This is a genomic window from Mycobacterium sp. NGS67 (assembly GCF_059812185.1).
On record NZ_JCALCF010000007.1, the window covers coordinates 234,514 to 253,863 of the forward strand.

Annotated in this window: 20 protein-coding genes; 11 read left to right on the forward strand and 9 right to left on the reverse strand. The window is 67.3% G+C overall.

All coding sequences use genetic code 11. The features are described from left to right. The first annotated feature begins 13 nt into the window (after nucleotides 1–13). The 5 genes from AC5Y4D_RS09075 to AC5Y4D_RS09095 all read left to right on the forward strand — a co-directional run bounded on the left by AC5Y4D_RS09075 (nucleotide 14) and on the right by AC5Y4D_RS09095 (nucleotide 6,440). Nucleotides 14–1,294: a fatty acid desaturase family protein gene (locus tag AC5Y4D_RS09075; protein ID WP_500036966.1), complete on the forward strand. Its 1,281-nt coding sequence runs from the start codon at nucleotides 14–16 to the stop codon at nucleotides 1,292–1,294. 45 nt (nucleotides 1,295–1,339) lie between these two features. After that, nucleotides 1,340–2,404, forward strand: a complete 1,065-nt coding sequence (locus tag AC5Y4D_RS09080) for an AraC family transcriptional regulator (protein WP_500036967.1) — start codon at nucleotides 1,340–1,342, stop codon at nucleotides 2,402–2,404. Nucleotides 2,405–2,699: 295 nt separating this feature from the next. Further along, a complete protein-coding gene (locus AC5Y4D_RS09085; RefSeq protein WP_500036968.1) occupies nucleotides 2,700–4,193 on the forward strand; it encodes a flavin-containing monooxygenase in 1,494 nt (497 codons plus the stop codon). Next, nucleotides 4,190–5,902, forward strand: a complete 1,713-nt coding sequence (locus tag AC5Y4D_RS09090; protein ID WP_500036969.1) for a GMC oxidoreductase — start codon at nucleotides 4,190–4,192, stop codon at nucleotides 5,900–5,902. The genes AC5Y4D_RS09085 and AC5Y4D_RS09090 overlap by 4 nt, the downstream gene beginning before the upstream one ends. 1 nt (nucleotide 5,903) lies before the next feature. Then, a complete protein-coding gene (locus AC5Y4D_RS09095; protein WP_499941807.1) occupies nucleotides 5,904–6,440 on the forward strand; it encodes a hypothetical protein in 537 nt (178 codons plus the stop codon). An 80-nt stretch (nucleotides 6,441–6,520) separates the two neighbouring features. Here AC5Y4D_RS09095 and AC5Y4D_RS09100 read toward each other — a convergent pair whose 3' ends face one another. Genes AC5Y4D_RS09100 through AC5Y4D_RS09110 form a run of 3 tightly spaced genes read right to left on the reverse strand, consistent with a single transcriptional unit; the run spans nucleotide 6,521 to nucleotide 8,441 of the window. Further along, nucleotides 6,521–7,015 (reverse strand): DUF302 domain-containing protein, encoded by a 495-nt coding sequence (locus AC5Y4D_RS09100; protein ID WP_500036970.1) that lies wholly within the window; start codon nucleotides 7,013–7,015, stop codon nucleotides 6,521–6,523. Then, nucleotides 7,015–7,266 carry an NmrA family NAD(P)-binding protein gene (locus AC5Y4D_RS09105; RefSeq protein WP_500036971.1) on the reverse strand — a complete coding sequence of 84 codons (252 nt, stop codon included), beginning with the start codon at nucleotides 7,264–7,266 and terminating at the stop codon, nucleotides 7,015–7,017. The genes AC5Y4D_RS09100 and AC5Y4D_RS09105 overlap by 1 nt, the downstream gene beginning before the upstream one ends. A gap of 2 nt (nucleotides 7,267–7,268) precedes the next feature. After that, on the reverse strand, nucleotides 7,269–8,441 hold the full coding sequence (locus AC5Y4D_RS09110; protein WP_500036972.1) for a thiolase family protein: 1,173 nt from the start codon (nucleotides 8,439–8,441) through the stop codon (nucleotides 7,269–7,271). 97 nt (nucleotides 8,442–8,538) lie between these two features. Between AC5Y4D_RS09110 and AC5Y4D_RS09115 the strand changes: the two genes are divergently transcribed. Next, complete coding sequence (locus tag AC5Y4D_RS09115) at nucleotides 8,539–9,015, forward strand: winged helix-turn-helix transcriptional regulator (protein ID WP_500036973.1); 477 nt, start codon at nucleotides 8,539–8,541, stop codon at nucleotides 9,013–9,015. A gap of 65 nt (nucleotides 9,016–9,080) precedes the next feature. Here AC5Y4D_RS09115 and rsgA read toward each other — a convergent pair whose 3' ends face one another. After that, on the reverse strand, nucleotides 9,081–10,064 hold the full coding sequence (gene rsgA, locus AC5Y4D_RS09120; RefSeq protein WP_500036974.1) for a ribosome small subunit-dependent GTPase A: 984 nt from the start codon (nucleotides 10,062–10,064) through the stop codon (nucleotides 9,081–9,083). Further along, nucleotides 10,061–11,329: a 3-phosphoshikimate 1-carboxyvinyltransferase gene (gene aroA / locus AC5Y4D_RS09125; protein ID WP_500036975.1), complete on the reverse strand. Its 1,269-nt coding sequence runs from the start codon at nucleotides 11,327–11,329 to the stop codon at nucleotides 10,061–10,063. Before aroA ends, rsgA begins: the two co-directional genes overlap by 4 nt. 43 nt (nucleotides 11,330–11,372) lie before the next feature. On the opposite strand from aroA, the gene AC5Y4D_RS09130 reads away from it, so the two are divergent. Continuing rightward, on the forward strand, nucleotides 11,373–12,137 hold the full coding sequence (locus tag AC5Y4D_RS09130; protein WP_500036976.1) for an SOS response-associated peptidase: 765 nt from the start codon (nucleotides 11,373–11,375) through the stop codon (nucleotides 12,135–12,137). A gap of 47 nt (nucleotides 12,138–12,184) precedes the next feature. Here the strand turns inward: AC5Y4D_RS09130 and AC5Y4D_RS09135 are convergent, their stop codons facing one another. The 4 genes from AC5Y4D_RS09135 to AC5Y4D_RS09150 form a co-directional block, all read right to left on the reverse strand. After that, the gene (locus tag AC5Y4D_RS09135; RefSeq protein WP_499941821.1) at nucleotides 12,185–13,264 is read right to left on the reverse strand and encodes a DUF4185 domain-containing protein; all 1,080 of its coding nucleotides are present in this window, start codon (nucleotides 13,262–13,264) and stop codon (nucleotides 12,185–12,187) included. A 107-nt stretch (nucleotides 13,265–13,371) separates the two neighbouring features. Continuing rightward, nucleotides 13,372–13,626, reverse strand: a complete 255-nt coding sequence (locus AC5Y4D_RS09140) for a hypothetical protein (RefSeq protein WP_499941822.1) — start codon at nucleotides 13,624–13,626, stop codon at nucleotides 13,372–13,374. Between the two features lie 66 nt (nucleotides 13,627–13,692). Beyond that, nucleotides 13,693–14,325 (reverse strand): TetR/AcrR family transcriptional regulator, encoded by a 633-nt coding sequence (locus tag AC5Y4D_RS09145; RefSeq protein WP_499941824.1) that lies wholly within the window; start codon nucleotides 14,323–14,325, stop codon nucleotides 13,693–13,695. Beyond that, nucleotides 14,326–15,096 carry an SDR family NAD(P)-dependent oxidoreductase gene (locus tag AC5Y4D_RS09150; RefSeq protein ID WP_499941826.1) on the reverse strand — a complete coding sequence of 257 codons (771 nt, stop codon included), beginning with the start codon at nucleotides 15,094–15,096 and terminating at the stop codon, nucleotides 14,326–14,328. Nucleotides 15,097–15,156: 60 nt separating this feature from the next. On the opposite strand from AC5Y4D_RS09150, the gene AC5Y4D_RS09155 reads away from it, so the two are divergent. Genes AC5Y4D_RS09155 through AC5Y4D_RS09170 form a run of 4 tightly spaced genes read left to right on the forward strand, consistent with a single transcriptional unit; the run spans nucleotide 15,157 to nucleotide 19,348 of the window. Beyond that, nucleotides 15,157–16,413, forward strand: coding sequence for an alkyl sulfatase dimerization domain-containing protein (locus AC5Y4D_RS09155; RefSeq protein WP_500036977.1), 1,257 nt, complete (start codon nucleotides 15,157–15,159; stop codon nucleotides 16,411–16,413). Then, entirely contained in the window at nucleotides 16,410–17,156 is a 747-nt protein-coding gene (locus tag AC5Y4D_RS09160; protein WP_500036978.1) for an SDR family NAD(P)-dependent oxidoreductase, read from the forward strand. Before AC5Y4D_RS09155 ends, AC5Y4D_RS09160 begins: the two co-directional genes overlap by 4 nt. A gap of 3 nt (nucleotides 17,157–17,159) precedes the next feature. Continuing rightward, nucleotides 17,160–18,344 carry a sulfotransferase family protein gene (locus AC5Y4D_RS09165; protein ID WP_500036979.1) on the forward strand — a complete coding sequence of 395 codons (1,185 nt, stop codon included), beginning with the start codon at nucleotides 17,160–17,162 and terminating at the stop codon, nucleotides 18,342–18,344. Then, a complete protein-coding gene (locus AC5Y4D_RS09170; RefSeq protein WP_500036980.1) occupies nucleotides 18,341–19,348 on the forward strand; it encodes a zinc-dependent alcohol dehydrogenase in 1,008 nt (335 codons plus the stop codon). The genes AC5Y4D_RS09165 and AC5Y4D_RS09170 overlap by 4 nt, the downstream gene beginning before the upstream one ends. The last annotated feature ends 2 nt before the right edge of the window (nucleotides 19,349–19,350 follow it).

The following is a 19,350-nucleotide window of genomic DNA, read 5'->3' on the forward strand; positions in this document are numbered from 1 at the left end:
CAGGGAGAAGACGATGGCGATCACCGACGTCGACGTGTTCGCGCACCTCACCGACGCCGACATCGAAAACCTGGCCGTCGAACTGGACGCGATCCGCCAAGACATCGAAGACTCGCGCGGGGCCCGCGATGCCCGCTACATCCGCCGCACCATCGCCGGACAGCGTGCGCTCGAAGTGGCCGGCCGGCTGTTGCTGACCGCCGGCTCACGGCGTTGGGCGTGGTGGTCCGGAACCCTGACCCTCGGCGTGGCCAAGATCGTCGAGAACATGGAGATCGGCCACAACGTCATGCACGGCCAGTGGGACTGGATGAACGACCCCGAGATCCACTCCTCCACCTGGGAGTGGGACATGAGCGGTTCGTCGAAACACTGGCGCTACACCCACAACTTCGTGCACCACAAGTACACCAACATCCTGGGCATCGACGACGACGTGGGCTACGGCCTGCTGCGCGTGACCCGGGACCAGCGTTGGAAGCGCTTCAACGTATTCAATCTCGTCTGGAATACGTTGCTGGCGTTGCTGTTCGAATGGGGCGTCGGCCTGCAGCACGTGGAAATCGGCAAGATCGTCAAGAAGCGGATGGACCACGCCGAGGCCCGGCAACGCATCGACGAGTTCCTCGCCAAGGCGGGACGACAGGTGGTCAAGGACTACGTGGCCTTCCCGGCGCTGACGTCGTTGTCGCCGGGGGCGACGTACAAGTCCACGTTGAAGGCCAACGCGCTGGCCAACGTGATCCGTAACGTCTGGGCCAACGCCGTCATCTTCTGCGGTCATTTCCCCGACGGCGCAGAGAAATTCACCAAGACCGACATGGTCGGGGAGACCAAGGGCCAGTGGTACCTGCGGCAGATGCTGGGCAGCGCCAACTTCGAGGGCGGCTGGTTGTTGCGGTTCATGAGCGGCAATTTGTGCCACCAGATCGAGCACCATCTGTACCCGGACCTGCCCAGCAACCGGCTGCACGAGATCTCGCTGCGGGTGCGCGAAATCTGCGAGAAGTACGACTTGCCTTACACCACAGGTTCTTTCCTGGTGCAGTATGGACGGACCTGGCGCACGCTGGCGAAGCTGTCGTTGCCGGACAAGTACCTGCGCGACGACGCCGACAACGCGCCGGAAACGCGCAGCGAGCGGATGTTCGCCGAGCTGGCACCGGATTTCGCGGGCACCGATCCGGCGACCGGCCGGCGGCGTGGCCTGAAGACGGCGATCGCCACCGTGCGTGGCTGGCGCCGTGGTAAGCGCGTCGCGGCCGACGTGGTCGACGACGACGTGGCGGCCTGACCGGTTCGATTTGCCGCGAGGGTCGCCCACGCTACCGTGGGAGACGTGCAGGTGTTCGCCGGCAACCAGGTTTCGCACTGGGATTTCCCGCGGAACATTGCCAGTGTCGCGCTGATGACCGAATTCGGTTGCGCGCAGGGACTTGTCGCGACGGACGTGCTCGAGGGATCCGGTTTGTCGGAAGCCGACCTGCACGACCACAACCGGATGATCGGCGGCCGCCAGGAGTTGGCGGTCGCCACGAACCTGGTCAACCTGCTCGGTGACGCCGCCGATCTCGGCGTGCGGGTGGGCAGCGGTTACCACGTCGGATCGTTCGGCATCTTCGGCTTCGCCTGCCTGACCAGCCTGACGCTGGGCGACGCGGTCCGGTTCGCCTTCCGCTACTACGAACTCAGTTACGGGTTCTGCCTGCCGACCGTCGGCGTCACGGACCAGGTTGCGACGTTACGGCTGGATCTACCCGACCTCGACGGCCCGGTCGCGGACTTCCTGGTCCGGCGTGACCTGGCCGCGATCGCTCAGGTGATGACCGAGTTGCTGGGCCGCCCGGTCCCGTTCACGGCCATCGAATTCGCAAGTGCCGCACCGGCATCGGGCGATGGCGAGGTGCGCAGGAAATTCGGCATGACACCGCGCTATGACGCGCCGGCCAACATGGTGAGCTGGCCGGCCGCGCTGCTGGAGAACCGGCTGCCGCAGGCCAGCGAGATGAGCGTGGCCATCTGCGAGCAGCAATGCAACGCCCTGCTGGAACGCCGTCGACAACGCACCGGCGTCGCATTGCGGGTCCGGGAACGGCTGGCGTCGGTCGAAGGCAAGCCGCACACGATCGCCAGCGTCGCCCGGCATCTGGCGATGAGCGAGCGGACGCTGCGCCGCCGGCTGGCCGAGGAGAACACCACCTTCCGGGAGCTGGCCGAAGAGGTCCACCGGGTGCTGGCCGAAGAACTGCTGGCCACCGGCGCGCTCACGGTCGAGGACGTCGCGCTGCGCCTCGGCTATGCCGAGGCGACCAGCTTCATCGCCGCCTTCAAGCGGTGGACCGGCACCACCCCGGCGCGGTATCAGCGTTCGGTGGCGCCGCGCGCACGGTTGTTAGCCGTCTGAGCGGGTTTTGATGGTCTTGGCTGTGAAATGGCGGCTTTGATTGTGACGTCACGGCTTTGCGAGTGAACATGGGGCGGGAAAATCGACGAATCCTCGCCCAGGTTTCACCCGCAACGCCCAGGCTTCACTCGCAACGCCCAGGCTTCACTCGCAACGCCCAGGCTTCACTCGCAACGCCCAGGCTTCACCCGCAACGCCCAAAGGCCGCACCCGTCAACGCCCCGTGGCCGGAATTATTGATTTCTCGTCCGGTATCGGTTGACGGCCCGACCACACCGACTCGTAACGTCGAAGTATGACTTCGAACACACGTCCTCGCGTCCTGGTGATCGGTGCGGGTTTCGGTGGACTCGGTGCCGCCTACGAGCTGTCCCGCGATGGTCTGGCCGACGTGACGGTGCTGGAGAAGGCCGACGACATCGGCGGGGTCTGGCGGGAGAACACCTACCCCGGCGCCGCCTGCGACGTCCCGTCGAACCTGTACTCGTACTCCTTCGCCCGCAAGAACGACTGGGGACGCCGGTATGCCGAGCAGCCCGACATCCTCGGCTACATTCACGACACCGCCAACCGGTTCGGCCTGCGCAGACTGGTGCGGACCGGGGTGGAGGTCACGTCCGCCGAGTACGACGACAACACCGCGGCCTGGCGGGTGACTACCGCAACCGGCGAGGTCTACGAGGCCGAAGTGCTGGTACCGGCCGTCGGGCAGCTGTCGCGGCCGGCGCTGCCGGACATCGCCGGACTCGACACGTTCACCGGCCCGGCGTTCCATTCGGCGCAGTGGCGCCACGACGTCGACCTGACCGGCAAGCGGGTCGCCGTCCTGGGCACCGGCGCCTCGGCCATCCAGTTCGTCCCGCGCATCCGCCAGACGGCCGCGCACGTCACCGTCTTCCAGCGCTCGGCCCCCTACGTGGTGCCGAAGGTGGACCGCGCCTACACCGACAAGCATCACGACGCCTTCGAGAAGGTGCCTGGCTTCGCCGCCGCCATGCGCGGCGCGATCTGGGAGACCACCGAATTGCTGTGTCTGGCGCTGACCAGAGCCGCCCCGCTGGGGCGGGCACTGCGGGCGCTGGCGTTGGGAAACCTCAAGCGCCACATCAAGGATCCGGTGCTGCGGGCCAAGCTGACACCCGACTACCCGATCGGCTGCAAGCGGGTGTTGTTCAGCAGCGACTGGTATCCGGCCCTGGCCTGTGCCAACGTCTCGGTCGAGACCGAGGCGATCACCGAGGTGACCCCGACGGGGGTGCGCACCGCGGACGGCCGGCTGCACGAGGTCGACGTCGTCATCTACGGCACCGGGTTCAAGGCCACCGAATTCCTGGCCCCGATGACGATCACCGGGCGCGACGGCCGCGACCTGCACGCCGAATGGGCGCAGGGTGCCCGCGCGCATCTCGGCATGGCCGTGCCCGGTTTCCCGAACATGTTCCTCATCTATGGTCCCAACACCAATCTCGGCAGCAGCTCGATCATCCTGATGATGGAGCAGCAGTCCCGCTACATCCGCCAGGTCGTCGAGGAACTCGTGCGCGGCGGCGTGCCCCGTGCGTTCGAGGTCCGGCGCGGTGTCGAGCAAGCCTACGATGACGAGATCCAGGCCCGCCTGGACAGCGGGGTATGGACCAGCTGCGACTCCTGGTACCGAACCGCGAACGGCCGGGTCACCACCAACTGGCCGGGCCTGGTCCACGAGTATCAGCGCCGCACGCAGACCGCGGTCCTCGACGATTACCAGGAAGTGTTGCCGCGCAGGGAAATCGAGGAGGTCGGCGCGTGACCGATTTCGACTATGACGTGCTGGTGATCGGATCCGGTTTCGGCGGCAGCGTCACCGCGCTGCGGCTGACCGAAAAGGGTTACCGCGTGGGCGTTTTGGAGGCGGGCCGACGGTTCCGTGACGAGGACTTCGCCGACAACAACTGGCACGTCCGCGATTATCTGTTCCGCCCGTCGATCGGGTGTTACGGCATCCAGCGCATCGACCTGCTCACCGACGCCGTCGTGCTCAGCGGCGCCGGCGTGGGCGGCGGCTCGCTGGTCTACGCGAACACGCTGTACCAACCCGGCGACGACTTCTTCGCCGACCCGCGGTGGAGCCGCATCACCGACTGGAAGGACGAACTGACTCCCTGGTACGACCAGGCCCAGCGGATGCTGGGCGTCGAAACCTACCCGCGCACAACGCCTTCGGACAAGGTGATGCTGCAGATCGCCACCGACCTCGGTGTCGCGGACTCCTTTCACGCCACCCGCGTCGGGGTGTGCTTCACCGACAGCGACGGCAAGCTGGCCGAGCCCGGCGCCCCGGTCGGCGACCCGTACTTCGGCGGCGCCGGCCCGGACCGCAACGCCTGCCGACACTGCGGGGAATGCATGACCGGGTGCCGGCACAACGCCAAGAACACGCTGGTCAAGAATTACCTCTACCTCGCCGAGAACCTCGGGGCGAAGGTGCACCCGCTGACCACGGTGATCGACGTCCGGCCCCGCACCGGTGGCGGGTACGACGTGATCACCCGTCGTACCGGTGCCAAGTTGCGGCGGCGTCGTCGTACCTTCACCGCCGAACACGTGGTGTTCTCCGCTGCCGCCCTCGGCACCCAGCGGTTGCTGCACCGGCTGCGCGACGGTGGCAGCCTGCCGCGCATCTCACCCAAGCTCGGGGAGCTGTCCCGCACCAACTCCGAGGCGATCCTGGCCGTGCGGGCGCGCCGCGACGACGTGGACTACTCCGAGGGTGTCGCGATCACGTCGTCCATCCATCCCGACGACCACACCCACGTCGAGCCCTGCCGCTACGGCCACGACTCCAACCTGATGGGGCTGATGGGCACCGTGCTGGTCGACGGACTCGACGGCGGTAGGCGCTGGCGTACCGGGCTGAAAGAGCTTGTGCGACAACGTCGGGACCTGCGCCGGCTGCTCAACCCGAAGCGGTGGTCGGAGCAGACCATCCCGCTGCTGGTGATGCAGACCCACGACAACTCACTGACCACCTACACCCGGCGCGGGGTGTTCGGGCGGCGCATGAAGACCCGGCAGGGTGTGGGGGAGCCGAACCCGACCTGGATCCCGGTCGGTCACGAGGTGGCCCGGCGGGCGGCCGACCATCTGGACGGGATCGCCGGTGGCGCCTGGGCCGACCTGGCGGACATCCCGATGACGGGGCACTTCATCGGCGGTTGTGTGATCGGCGAAACCGTCGACGACGGCGTCGTGGACCCCTACCACCGCATGCACGGATACCCGGGGTTGCACGTCATCGACGGGTCCACGATCACCGCGAATCTGGGCGTCAACCCGTCGCTGACCATCACCGCGCTGGCCGAGCGGGCGACGTCACTGTGGCCGAACAAGGGTGAGCCGGACGGCCGTCCGCCGTTGGGGTCGTCCTACGTCCGCATTCCGCCGGTGGCGCCGGACCGGCCCGCCGTTCCGGCCAGCGCACCGGGCGCTCTGCCCTTCGATCGGGACTACGCTCTATAACGTGCTCGCAGCGTTCGGATTCGAAACCCTGGGTGTCGTCGTCGGGGACATGTTCTTCGTCGACCCCAACCCCCGCACCGGTCAGGAAACCCCGGAACGGGGTGTCAGATTGGAACTGCGCCTGGTCGACCGGGCCGCGCCGCAGGGTTCGATCTACGCCGGCATCCCGATCACCTTCACCCGCCCGGTGTGGCGGGTGGATTTGTTCGGCTCCACCGAAAGCCCGCCGGAGACGCTGGACCGGGCCCATCATCACCCCCGGTTCGACGGCTGGGAACCCGGACAGCGGCATTTCGTGCCCGAGCTGTCCGCCGACCCGGTCGGCTGGCTGGCCGAACAACTGGCCGATCCGGCCGCGGTGCTTGCCCGCGCCGGTGTCGGTGCCGACGAGGTCACCGAAGCCGATCTGGCCGGATTAGCCGGGGCCGCACCGGAGATCGTCGCGTCGGTGCAGCGGATGCTGGACGGGGTGCGCGACGGGACGTTGGCGCCGGCGCCCCCCGAGCCGGTGGCCGCCGCGCGCACCGGCTGGCTGTAGATCATCAGTCCCTTCGCCGAACGTGTTGCTACTGCGAAATTTTGGCCGATTTTTCGCAGTGGTTACACGCTCGGCGCAGTCTAAGTTGACGTCACCTTTGCGGCCAGCGCGGCCAACTTCGCGTCCAGTTCTTGGGCGGCGCTGAGCAGTTCGGGGTTGTCGTCGATCACCATGAGCGACGACGGCTGCACATAGGTCAGGCTGCTCCGGTCCCCGGGCTCGTCGAGGATCAGCAGCTCGACGGGTGCGAACAGGCCCGCGGTCACGTCGTGGCGGATCATGGTGATCGCGATCAGCGGGTTGCCCAAGATGACGCGCAACGCCTTGCGCTCGATGCCGGCCTTGGCGATCCAGCCACCGTGGTCGACGAGGCCGAACAGCATGAATCCGCTTGGCCCGACGTGTGATTCGACCTCTTTGCGATAGGATTCCCAGTCGCCACGGGCCACCGCGACATCGTTGATCGGCACCGGCGCGGTGCCGATGTCGGCCAGCAAGGCGGCGACCAGGGCGTCGTAATCCTTGGTGCTGGTGAACCGCACCCGCACACCGTCGAACCGGATCTCCCTGCCCATCACAGCCGTCCGGTTCTCCGGTCTTCGCCGATCTTGAGTATCGGCGTGCGGTTCTGCGGTTGCACCCGCTCCAACAGACCGTCTTGTCCCGCCGATCTGGCACCGAGTTCCAGAAGTTCTTTCGCGCGCCGCGAGGTGGGGTCGCGGCTGAGCGCCCGAACCGAGTACCTCCCGTCGGCGACCAGGGCCCGGACGACCGGGATGCCCTGCGCGCCAGTGCCACCGATGACGAAGATCTGGGAAGCGGACATGATCACAGCCGCTCGATGATCGTGGCGTTGGCCATGCCGCCGCCTTCGCACATCGTCTGCAGGCCATACCGCCCGCCGCGCTGTTCGAGCGCGTTGACCAGCGTGGTCATGATCCGGGCGCCACTGGCGCCCAACGGATGTCCGATGGCGATGGCCCCGCCGTTGACGTTCGTCTTGGCCAGATCGGCGCCCACGTCGTGCGCCCACGCCAGCACCACCGGCGCGAACGCCTCGTTGACCTCGAACACGTCGATGTCGGCCAGCGTGAGACCCGCACGCTGCAGCACCTTTTCGGTGGCGGGGATGACGCCGGTCAGCATGTAGAGCGGGTCGGACCCGACCGCCGTCGCGGTGTGGATGCGGGCCAGCGGGCGCAGACCGTGGGTGCGGGCGTAGTCGCTGCTGGTGATCAGCACGGCTGCGCTGCCGTCGGACAGCGGCGACGAGTTACCCGGAGTGATATGCCAATTGATCTGGGGGAAGCGCGCGGCCGTCGCCTCGCTGTAAAACGCCGGCTTGAGCTCCGCCAGCGTCTGCACCGTCGTCCCGGGCCGGATGATCTCGTCCGTGGACAGGCCCGCGATCGGGATCAGCTCGTTGTCGAACAACCCGTCCTTGGTGGCGCGGGCGGCCTTCTCATGGCTGGCCGCGGAGAACTCGTCGAGCTGGGCGCGGGAGAAGCCCCACTTGGCGGCGATCAGTTCGGCGCTGATGCCCTGCGGCACCAGACCGTCCGGATAACGGCGGGCCATGTCCGCGCCGAATGGATTGCTGCCGGGCAGCACTGAGGTCCCCATCGGAACGCGACTCATCGACTCCACACCGGCGGCAATCACCACGTCGTAGGCGCCGGCGATCACGCCCTGTGCGGCGAAGCTGATCGCCTGCTGGCTGCTGCCGCACTGCCGGTCGACGGTGGTGCCGGGCACCGACTCCGGAAATCCCGCTCCCAGCAACGCATTACGGGCGATGTTGACGGCCTGGTCCCCGACCTGGGTGACGGCGCCCGCGATGACATCGTCGATCTCCACCGGGTCGATTCCGGTGCGGGCGACCACCTCGCGCAGGCTGTGCGCCAACAGGTCGGCGGGCAGAACGTCGTGCAGGGCGCCGTTGGGCTTGCCTTTGCCGACGGGCGTGCGCACTGCGCCGACGATGACGGCCTCACGAGACATGGCTCCTCCTCGAGTCGTGACAGCTGAGTATTGCTGTCTATACCCAGCTATAACACCTAGGTATACTGAAAGCAACCCAGACAGGGAGGTGATGTAGGTGACAATGCTGCAAGGCGGGCTGGCCGATCGCGATGCATGGTCGGCGGTCGGGGAGTGTGCCATCGAGAAAACGATGGCCGTCGTCGGCACCAAATCGGCGATGCTGATCATGCGCGAGGCGTACTACGGCACCACCCGTTTCGACGACTTCGCCCGTCGCGTCGGCATCACCAAGGCCGCGACCTCGGCACGGCTGGCCGAACTGGTCGACCTCGGCCTGCTGGCCCGCCGGCCCTACCGCGAACCGGGCCAGCGCAGCCGCGACGAGTATGTGCTCACCGAAGCCGGAATCGATTTCATGCCGGTGGTGTGGTCGATGTTCCAGTGGGGCCAGCGCCACCTACCCGGCCGGCACCGGCTGCGGCTCACCCATCTCGGGTGCGGCGCGGAGGCCGGCGTGGAGATACGTTGCGCCGAGGGACATCTGGTGCCTTTTGAGGAACTGGGCGTGCGGGTCGTCAAGGCGAAGGGCTGATCCAGCCGCGAGGGTACAGAAAATGCCGGGAAGCCCGGCGCGTCTGCGCACGCTCGCGCCCGCCGTCAGCCCTCCCGCAGCGTGGCCAACAGTCGTCGCGCCGCCGCGACCCGACGCTCCGCGGTACCGGTGAGCCCGTCCAGCGCACATTCCGGATCTGCGGGCGGTCCCATGTGCCCGCACCCGCGCGGGCAATCCTCAACGGCCTCAGCCAGATCCGAGAAGGCCATCAGCACGTCGTCGGGCGAGATGTGGGCCAAGCCGAACGAGCGGATGCCCGGTGTGTCGATCACCCAAGCCCCGTCCTGATCCAACGGAAGAGCGACCGACTGCGTCGAGGTGTGCCGTCCCCGGCCGATATCGGTCACCTCGCCGACCGCCCGATCCGCCTCGGGGACAAGGCGATTCACCAGCGTCGACTTCCCGACCCCGGAATGCCCGAGCAACACGGTGATCTTGTCGTCGAGCAGATCGGCCACCGCAAGTAGCGGATCGTCGACACCGGCGGCCACCACCGTCAGGTCCAGATCCACGAACTGCTCGGCGAACGGGCCGGGCGGGGCCAGATCGGTCTTGGTCAGGCACAGGATCGGCGTCAACCCGCCGGCGTAGGCGGCGATCAGCGCGCGGTCCACCAATCCGGTCCGTGGCGGCGGGTCGGCCAAGGCCACCACGATCAGCAACTGGTCGGCGTTGGCGACCACCACCCGCTCGGTGGGGTCGGTGTCATCTGCGGTGCGCCGCAACACCGTTCGCCGCGGACCCCGCCGCACGATGCGGGCCAGCGTGTCGGTGCGCCCGGACAGGTCCCCGACGATGTCCACGTCGTCGCCGACCACGATCGGGGTGCGGCCCAGTTCGCGCGCCCGCATGGCGGTGACCCGGCGGTCCGGTTGCCCGTCCAGCACGCAACCCCAGCGGCCGCGGTCGACGCTGACCACCATGGCGGCCTCGGCGTCGGCGTGCTGCGGACGGGTCTTGGTCCGGGGCCGCGACCCCTTTCCGGAGCGGACCTTGACGTCGGACTCGTCGTAGTCGCCAGGTCTCAAGTGTCGGAGACCATTTCGGCCCACAGCTGCGGGAACTCCGGCAGCGTCTTGGTGGTGGCGGCGATGTCGTCGACCTCGACGCCGGGCACCCGCAGCCCGACGATCGCGCCCGCCATCGCCATCCGGTGATCGGCGTAGGCGTGCCACAGACCGCCGTGCAGCGACGTCGCCCGGATCACCAGGCCGTCCTCGGTTTCCCGGCAGTCGCCGCCCAGCCGGTTGATCTCGGCGCTCAGCGCGGCCAGCCGGTCCGTCTCGTGGCCACGCAGGTGGGCGATGCCGCTCAGCCGCGACACTGACCCCGGTGCCGCCAGCGCCGCCAGCGCCGCCACCGACGGCGTCAGCTCGCCGACCGCGCCCAAATCGACGTCGAACCCGTCGTAACCGGCCGAGCCCTGCACCTCCAGGCACGAATCGCCATGTCGCACAGCGGCATTCGTGTGATTCAACACATCCAGTATGTGCTGCGCGGGTTGCACGCTCGCTTCCGGCCACCCGGTGATGCGCACTGCGCCGCCGGTGACCACGGCCGCGGCCAGGAAGGCGACCGCATTGGTCAGATCCGGTTCGACCTCCCAGTGCCGGGCCGCGACGTTGCCGGGCCGCACGTGCCATCGGTGGGGCGCCGAGTCGTCGACGTCGACGCCGGCCTGGCGCAGCATCGCCACGGTCATCTCGATGTGCGGCGCCGAGGGCAGCGACGCGCCGGTGTGTTGCACGGTCAGACCATCGGTGAACGACGCGCCGGACAGCAGCAGACCGGACACGAACTGCGAGGACGCCGACGCGTCGATGGCCACGGTCCCGCCGGCAACCGACCCGCCGCCGCGCACCCGAAACGGCAGCCCGGTTCCTTCGACCGGCACACCGAGGCCGCGCAGCGCGTCCAGCAGCGGAGCGATCGGGCGGGTGCGGGCCTGCTCGTCGCCGTCGAAGGTGACCGGGACGTCGCTCAGCGCTGCCAGCGGCGGCACGAACCGCAGCACGGTGCCGGCCAACCCGCAGTCCACCCGCGCATCCGGCCCCGGCGCGATGCGACCGCTGACGGTCAGGTCCGAGCCTGACCCATCGACGTGGAGCCCCAGCGTGACCAGCGCGCCGATCATCAGATCGGTGTCGCGGCTGCGGAGCGCGCCGGTGATGGTGGAGGTGCCACTGCCCAGCGCGGCAAGCACCAGCGTGCGGTTGGTCTGCGATTTCGAGCCCGGCACGGTCACGGTCGCGTGCACCGGGGTCGGTGCGGACGGGGCCTGCCATGCGTTCACCGGTCCATCATGGCCTGTCTGCGTGTTCTGCGAACATGGAGATATGTGTGGGCGTTTCGCAGTCACTACCGACCCGGCCCTGTTGGCCGAGAAGATCAAGGCCATCGACGAGGCCACCGGCACCACCGACCGGGCTGCCGAACCCAACTACAACGTCGCTCCGACCACCACCATCGCGACGGTGGTGACCCGTCACAGCGAGCCCGACGACGAGGCCACCCGCCGGGTGCGGCTGATGCGCTGGGGGTTGATCCCGCCGTGGGTCAAGGCCGGCGCCGACGGTGCACCGGACAACAAGGGTCCGTTGCTGATCAACGCCCGCGCGGACAAGGTGGCGACCTCACCAGCATTTCGAAGCAGCGCGAAGTCCAAGCGCTGCCTGGTCCCGATGGACGGCTACTACGAATGGCGCGTCAACGCCGAACCCGGCTCCGGCAAGAAGGCCGGCAAGACGCCGTTCTTCATGTATCGCGGCGACGGCGAGCCGTTGTTCGCGGCCGGGCTGTGGTCGGTGTGGAGAGCCGACAAAGAAACGCAACCGCTGTTGAGTTGCACCATCATCACCACCGACGCCGTTGGCGAACTGGCCGAGATCCACGACCGGATGCCGCTGATGCTCGGCGAGGCCGACTGGGATGCGTGGCTGAACCCGGACGCGCCACTGGATCAGGAACTGCTGGCCCGCCCACCCGACGTGCACGACATCGAACTGCGCGAGGTCTCGAAGCTGGTGAACAGCATCCGCAACAACGGGCCCGAGCTCCTCGAGCCGGCCAAGCCGGAAGCCGAGCAGATCACCCTGCTGTGATTCGCCCGCGTCGGAAGCTCGCGATGGGACTGCGCGGCGGCCCGAGATCAGACCGAAGGGGTCAGATTCGCCCACACCTGCTGGGTGTTGTACTGACCCCACGGGGTCCACTGACTGACCAGGACGCTCACCCTGTCCAGGTGCGGCATGTTGCCGTCGGCATCGGGGACGATGAAGCCGCCGTAGGGATACGGCACGTGCGCCGGTCCGGGCGCAAACCCGCCGACCACGATCGGCTTGCTGCGGAAGATGTCTTCGGGGCGTCCGGGCGCGCCGACGCGGATTTCGACGCCCCCGCCGCCCAGGTTCAGCCCCGACAGCACCGGGCGGCCGTCGATCTCCCGGAAACAGAGCTCACCGAACCGCTGCCCGGAGGGTGATATCGGCGTGCGGGCACGACGTCCCCGGCGTCCGTAGCTGCCGTCCGCCTTCAGGGGCCGCCAACTGCCGGGATCTGCGACGTGGGCGGGATCGTCGACCCGGTACAGGGTGACCCCGCAGCTGCGGTCGAAGGCGTCGGCCGCGATATGTACCGCGCCGTCCGAGCCCAGGTAGCCGCTGACCTGTGTGGGGGCAGGGGCCCGGCGCCCGGTGAGGCGCCACGGCTCCTCCAGCGTCGGCGTCTGATCGTATTTCCAGTCCCGGTAGGACCCGTCGATCGCTGTCCATCCTCGGCCCGGGTCATTGGTGACCTCGACCAGCCAGGAACCTCCGGTGGGCTGCAGATGCCCGTCGGTCGCAACGACTTTGAGGTAGGTCTTGGCGCCGGCGGTGATCGTGCCCGCGGGCAGGGTGAAGGTCGCGGCCGGATGCGATTTATATGCCTGCGGCGGTATCGGGAACAACTCGCGGCCGCTGCCCGCGGGCCCGCTCAGGACTTGGCCGTAGCCGACTTGCCCGGTGCTCGGGTGGAGGAGCGCCTCGACGGCCACCGAGGGGTAATGCTGTCCGCGACAGACGCCTTCGGTGAACGAGTCGCCGAAAACCGCCACCAGTCGCCCGTCCGGCAACTGGACGATCTCACCCAGATCGGTGGCGTTGATGTCCCCGATCGGCGGTGCACCGGTCCCTGCGACAGGTCCGATGTTGTGCGTTTGCCCCGGCTTGAGGGTCTTGACCGCCCGCATCGTTCGATTCTCGCGCACGATCGTCGGCGTAGTGCTCGGCATCGACAACCATTACGCCACAGAGTCAAGGCCGGGTAGGGGTTTCTATTGGTATTGCGGGGAGGTTGCTAGTTGTCGCTGAGAACCAATCGCCAATTGCCTACCGTTTGCGGATCCGGAACACACCAGTAGTCGTCCCAATTGAACGGCGGGGTGGTTGCTTTCACGCCCGGGCCCGCATTCTGACAAGCTTCCCGACTCGGATAGCTGCCTTCGGTCTGCAGCGTCCCGGCGCTGCTGACGCCCACACCGGTGGTCAGCAACGCCGAAATTGCCAGCACGCCCGCGGAAACAGATCTGAAAATCGTTCGCTTCATTTCCATCCAATCCTTTGGTTAGCGTGGAGATGCAGCATTAACGCTAGATCCAGTTCGCCAATTAAAAAAGGGTTATTTGCCGGAACGCGGGGTTTGCTGCGCACCGGATACCGCGGTGGCCACCGCCTCCAGCAGTCGCGCCAATTGGTCGGCTTCGTCGATGGTGCGATCGCCGGCGGCCAGCCGGGTGAACACCCCCGCGATAAAGGTTGTGACGGCGGCGGTTTGGGCCGCCAGCAGGTCAGGGTCATCCGTGCCGGGTTGCAGGTGGGCGATGGCCTGCTGCGCCATAGCGGTGATGCGGGCGACGAATTCCTGCGACGTGGCGGCCAGGTCGGGATCGCGCGCGGCCGCCAGAAGAAGTTCCTGACGGGCCCGGTTGAGCATCAGTCCGTGTCCTTCGGCTTGCAGCAGAGTCAGCTCGGCCAGGTGAGCGAACGGCGAATCCGGTTGCGGCGGGCGGTCTATCACCGACTTCAAGTTGGCGACGTCGATCTCCGCCACGCGCTTGCCGATGCCGCGCAGCAGGGCCGCGCGGGTGCGGTAGTAGTACGACGTGGTGCCGTCGGGCATCGCCGCGCAGCGGTCCACCTGACCGTGGGTGAGGCCGCGCGATCCCTGTTCGGCCAGCACTTGGATTGCGGCGTCACACAACTCGCGCCGACGCTCGTCGCCGTCGCGTTTCCGCGGAGGGTGAGCGGCCATCTAGCGCAGCACCGTTCCGCCGTCGATGTTGATCACCTGGCCGTTGATCCACTCGCCTTCTTCGGACAACAGGAACGCGACGAGCGCCGCGATGTCCTCGGGGTCCCCGACGCGATGTCCGCGAATCCGTTTGAGCGCACCCGCTTCCAGTTGCGGCCACTGTGGAACCGAGCGGATCGCGTCGGTGGCGGTGAACCCCGGTGCGACGGCGTTGCAGCGGATGCCGTCCTTGCCCCACCGGGACGCGACGTGCCGGGTCAGCGCGCCGATACCGGCCTTGGCGGTGGCATAGGCCGGGCGCGCCGGCTCGCCCTGAAACGCCGCCGCCGACGACATGTTCACGATCGCGCCGCCGCCCCGTTCCAGCATGCGCGGGACGGCGTATTTCATGGCGGCGACATACCCGCGCAGGCTGACCGCCATCACCCGGTCCCAGACGCCGAAGTCGATGTCGACGACGTCGGTGTCGGCACGCAGCGTCGACATGTCCGCTCCCACATTGAACAACAGATCGATCCCACCGAAAGATGTTGCGGCAGTGTCGATCAGCGCGGAGACGGAGTCGGTGTCGGCCAGGTCGAAGGCGACGTGGGTCGCGGTGTCGCCCGCGGCGACGATGCGCTCGGCGGTTTCCCGGGCGGCGTCGTCGGCAATGTCACCCACCACCACCCGGCAGCCTTCGGCGCCGAGCCGCGCTGCGGTGGCCGCGCCGATCCCGGTGGCACCGCCCACCACGACGGCGACCCGGTCGGCCAGACCACGTAGTCCCATCGGCGCTCTCCTTTCCGAGCCTATTGACATTAACTCTAGAACTATAGAGGATCACCTGTCATGGCCGGAATCCATCGTGAGCATCCCGGGGCTGCCGACCTGACCTCGGCGACCGGCGCACCCGCGACCCCGCTTGGCGACGACGTGTGGATGTCACCGGGTGTCTCCAACTCCTACGCCATCGCCACCGACGACGGGCGGGTGATCGTCAACACCGGATTGGTGTTCGAAGGCCCATTGCACCGCAAGGCATTCGGCGACGTCCCCGGTCCGACCCGGGCCATCGTCATCACTCAGGGGCATGCCGATCACTGGGGTGGCGTCAATTCGCTGCGCGACGCGGACACCGACGTCGTCATGCACCGCAACTACCGGTACTGGCGCGACGACAACGAGCGACTGATGGGCTATCGGGTGCCCAAGACCTCGTTCGCATTCGGCAAGTTCACCCAGGCGATGCTGAAGCACTTCGAGACGATCGATCCGGCCACCATCGACTTCTCCTTCCCCGAGCCGACCACCACATTCGACACCGGCCATCGGCTGACGGTCGGTGGACGCAGGTTCGAGTTGACCTGGACTCCCGGCGGGGAGACCACTGACTCGCTGATAGTGTGGCTGCCGGCCGACCGAATCCTGTTCACCGGCAACCTGTTCGGGCCGTTGTTCGGCCACGTGCCGAACCTGATGACCATCCGCGGCGACCGATACCGCGACCCGGTCCATTACATCGAGGCGTGCAACGCGGTGCTGGACTACGCGCCAAACCGACTCATCACCGGTCACTTCGCGCCGATCGAGGGTGCCGAGCGCATTGCCGAGGAAGTCACCGCGATGCGCGACGCCATGCAGACCGTGCACGACCGGACCCTCGAGTTGATGAACTCCGGCGCTGACCTGCACACGGCCATGCGCGAAGTCCGGATCCCGGAGCACCTCGACATCGGCGAGGGCTACGGCAAGACGTCCTGGAATGTGCGGGCCATCTGGGAGATGTACACCGGGTGGTTCCGGCACCGTTCGACGACCGAACTTTACGGTGTAGCACCGGATTCGGTCGCGGCCGACGTGGTGGAAGCCGCGGGCGCCGACGCGCTGGTGGATGCCGCCAGGGCTCATCTGGACGCGAGCCGGCCCGTGCAGGCGCTGCACCTGACCGACCTGGTGCTGGCAGCTGACCCGGCACACCCGGGCGCGGCGAAGGTGGCCGCCGACGCCCACGAAGCGCTCCTGGCCGGCACCGAGAACTTCTGGGAAAAGGCCTGGCTCACCAAGGAAATCCAGGAATTGCGCAGCGACCGAAGGACCGCCGAATGAACACCCTCAGCTTCGACTTCACCGGTGCCAACGTGCTGGTCACCGGCGGAACCAGCGGCATCGGCAACGGCATCGCGGAGGCTTTCGCCAAGGCCGGCGCTGCCGTCACGATTACCGGAACACGCTCCACTCCAACAGATTACGACGACGACCTGAGCGCGTTCAGTTACCGGCAATGCCGGATCCAGGATGCCGACTCGGTCGACGAACTGGTGAACTCGCTGGGCGCCCTGGACATCCTGGTCAATAACGCCGGCGGGCCCTACCCGGCGGGCGACGAGTACGACCCGGACGGCTTCATCGCCTCGGTGGCGCAGAACATGTTCGGACCGATGCGATTGACGATGCGCTGCTACGAGCGACTGAAGGCCAGCCAGGCCGCCGGGGGAGCGAGCGTCGTCAACATCGTCTCGATGTCCGCGTTCCGCTCGGCGGTGTTCGTACCCGGCTATGGGTCATCGAAGATGGGTCTGCTCTCGCTGACCATGAACCTGTCCCGCCGCTGGGCGAACGACGGGATCCGGGTCAATGCCATCGCTCCCGGGCTGATCGACACCCGGATGACGCACCCCGCGATGAGCATCCCCGAGGTGATGGACGTCGAGATCGGCTTCCATACCCCGCTGGGCCGAACGGGGACGCCCCAGGACTGCGCGGGCGCAGCGCTTTTCCTGTGTACCGACGCCGCGTCCTACATCACCGGCAGCACCATCGCCGTCGACGGCGGATACCTGACGGTCTGAACCATGACCGATTTCGACGACATCACCAACCCCGACGACGTCCTGAAACTGGCCGCGCGGCGCACCGGTCTGTCCGAGCTCGAATCCGATTCCTGGCGGGCGGGATTGGCGGTGATGCTGGACGACCTCAACACCTCGTCGGCGTTCACCCCGTTCGGCCGCAACCGCATCCTGGACGACGCCACCAACGCGCTGGGACGTCGGCTGCAGATCCACGATCACATCCAGACCCATCCCGAAGTGCTCGACCAGACCGTCGAGCGCCCGCTCATCGTGCTCGGCATGCCCCGCACCGGCACCACGGTGATCAGCTACCTGCTCGACCAGGACCCGGCCCGGCGCTCGCTGCTGCACTGGCAGTGTGTGCACCCGATCCCGCCGGCCCCCAGCGAGGCGCTGCGCACCGACCCGCGCTGCCTGGCCCTGCTGGACGAGCAGCGCAAGATCCTGGAGATGGTCACGCAGGCCAAAGTGGCGCTGCCACACTGGGAAGACGCCGACGGGCCCACCGAAGACATGTTCATCCACAACCAGGACTTCAAGGGCCTGTCCTGGGACTCGTTCCTGTCGACGCCGCGCTACGCAGAGTGGCTGTTCGAGGAAGCCGACATGGTCAGCACCTACGAGTACCAGAAGCGGTATCTGCAGGTGCTGCAGTCCACCGCGCCGGGCACCTGGAGCCTGAAAATGCCGTCGCATTCGGTACACATCGAGGCGCTGCTCACCGTCTTTCCCGACGCCCGACTGGTCTGGGCGCACCGCGACCCCTACAAGGCGACCGGGTCGCTGGCCAACCTGTGGAAGCTGCCCAAAGGCATGACGCACCAGCCCGAAGCCGTCGATCTGGCGGCGATGGGCCGAGATGCGAAGTGGCAGATGCGTTTTCACGTGGACCGTCCGTTACGTGCACGCGAACGCATCGGCGACGAGCGGTTCTTCCACATGTACTACCACGAGATGATGCGTGATCCGATGGACGTGATGCGTCGCCTCTACGACTGGGCGGGGGATCCGTTCACTCCCGAAACCGAAGCGCGCATGCGCGATTGGCTGACCGGGCATCCGCAGGACCGGTTCACGCTGAACTCCTACAGCCTGGACCAGTACGGGCTCACCGTCGAAGACCTGCAACCGGTCTTCGCCGAATATCTCGACACCTTCGACATCGAACTGGAGGCTGCGCCGTGAAAGCCGTCATGGTCACCGGGCCGGGCACGGTCGAAGTAGTGGACGCCGATCACCCCCAGGTTGGTGCCGACGACGTGTTGGTGCGGATGCGTGCCTGCGGCATCTGCGGATCGGACACGTTCTACATCAGCATCGGCGGGATTCCGCCGCGGCAGAACTGCACACCGCTGGGGCACGAACCCGCCGGCGAAGTCGTCGAGGTCGGCGACGACGTCACCGGCATCGCGGTCGGGGACCACGTCGTCGTCAACCCGATGGCCGACCTCGCCGGCATCATCGGCAACGGGGGAGCGGCCGGCGCGCTGGCCGACTACCTGTTGATCGAAAACGCGGTTCGCGGAACAAGTTTGGAAGTCATCCCGAAACACATCCCGTGGCAGGTCGCCGCGCTCAACGAACCGATGGCGGTGGCACGACACGGCGTCAACCAGTGCCGGCCCAAACCGACCGACAAGGTGGTGATCTTCGGCGCCGGGCCGATCGGGCTGGGTGCGACGCTGGCCTTCAAATCCGTTGGCGTCGCACATGTCGTCGTCGTGGACGTGATCGGCAGCCGGCTGGACAAGGCGCTGCAGATCGGCGCCGACGCCGTCGTCAACTCCGCCGAGGAGGACGTCAACAAGCGTCTCGTCGACCTGCACGGAAAGGGGGAGAGCATGTTCCCCGGCAAGGCCGGCACCGACATCTACCTCGACGCCGCGGGGGCGGCCGCCGTCGTCAGCACCGCGCTGGCGGCCGCCAAGAAGGGCGCCACCCTCGGCATCGTCGGCGTGCACAAGGAGCCGGTGCCCGTCGAGTTCGTCAACGTGATGAGCAACGAGATCACCATCGTCGGCTCCATGGGCTATCCGAGCGAAATCTTCGAAGTCACAAAGGATCTCGTCGCCAACTGGGAGAAATATGCGCTGATCGTCAGCCACACGATTCCGTTCGACCGGGTCGGCGAGGCGCTGGAACTGGCCGGCACACCCGGCGCCGCGGATAACGTTGTAGTCACCTTCTAAGC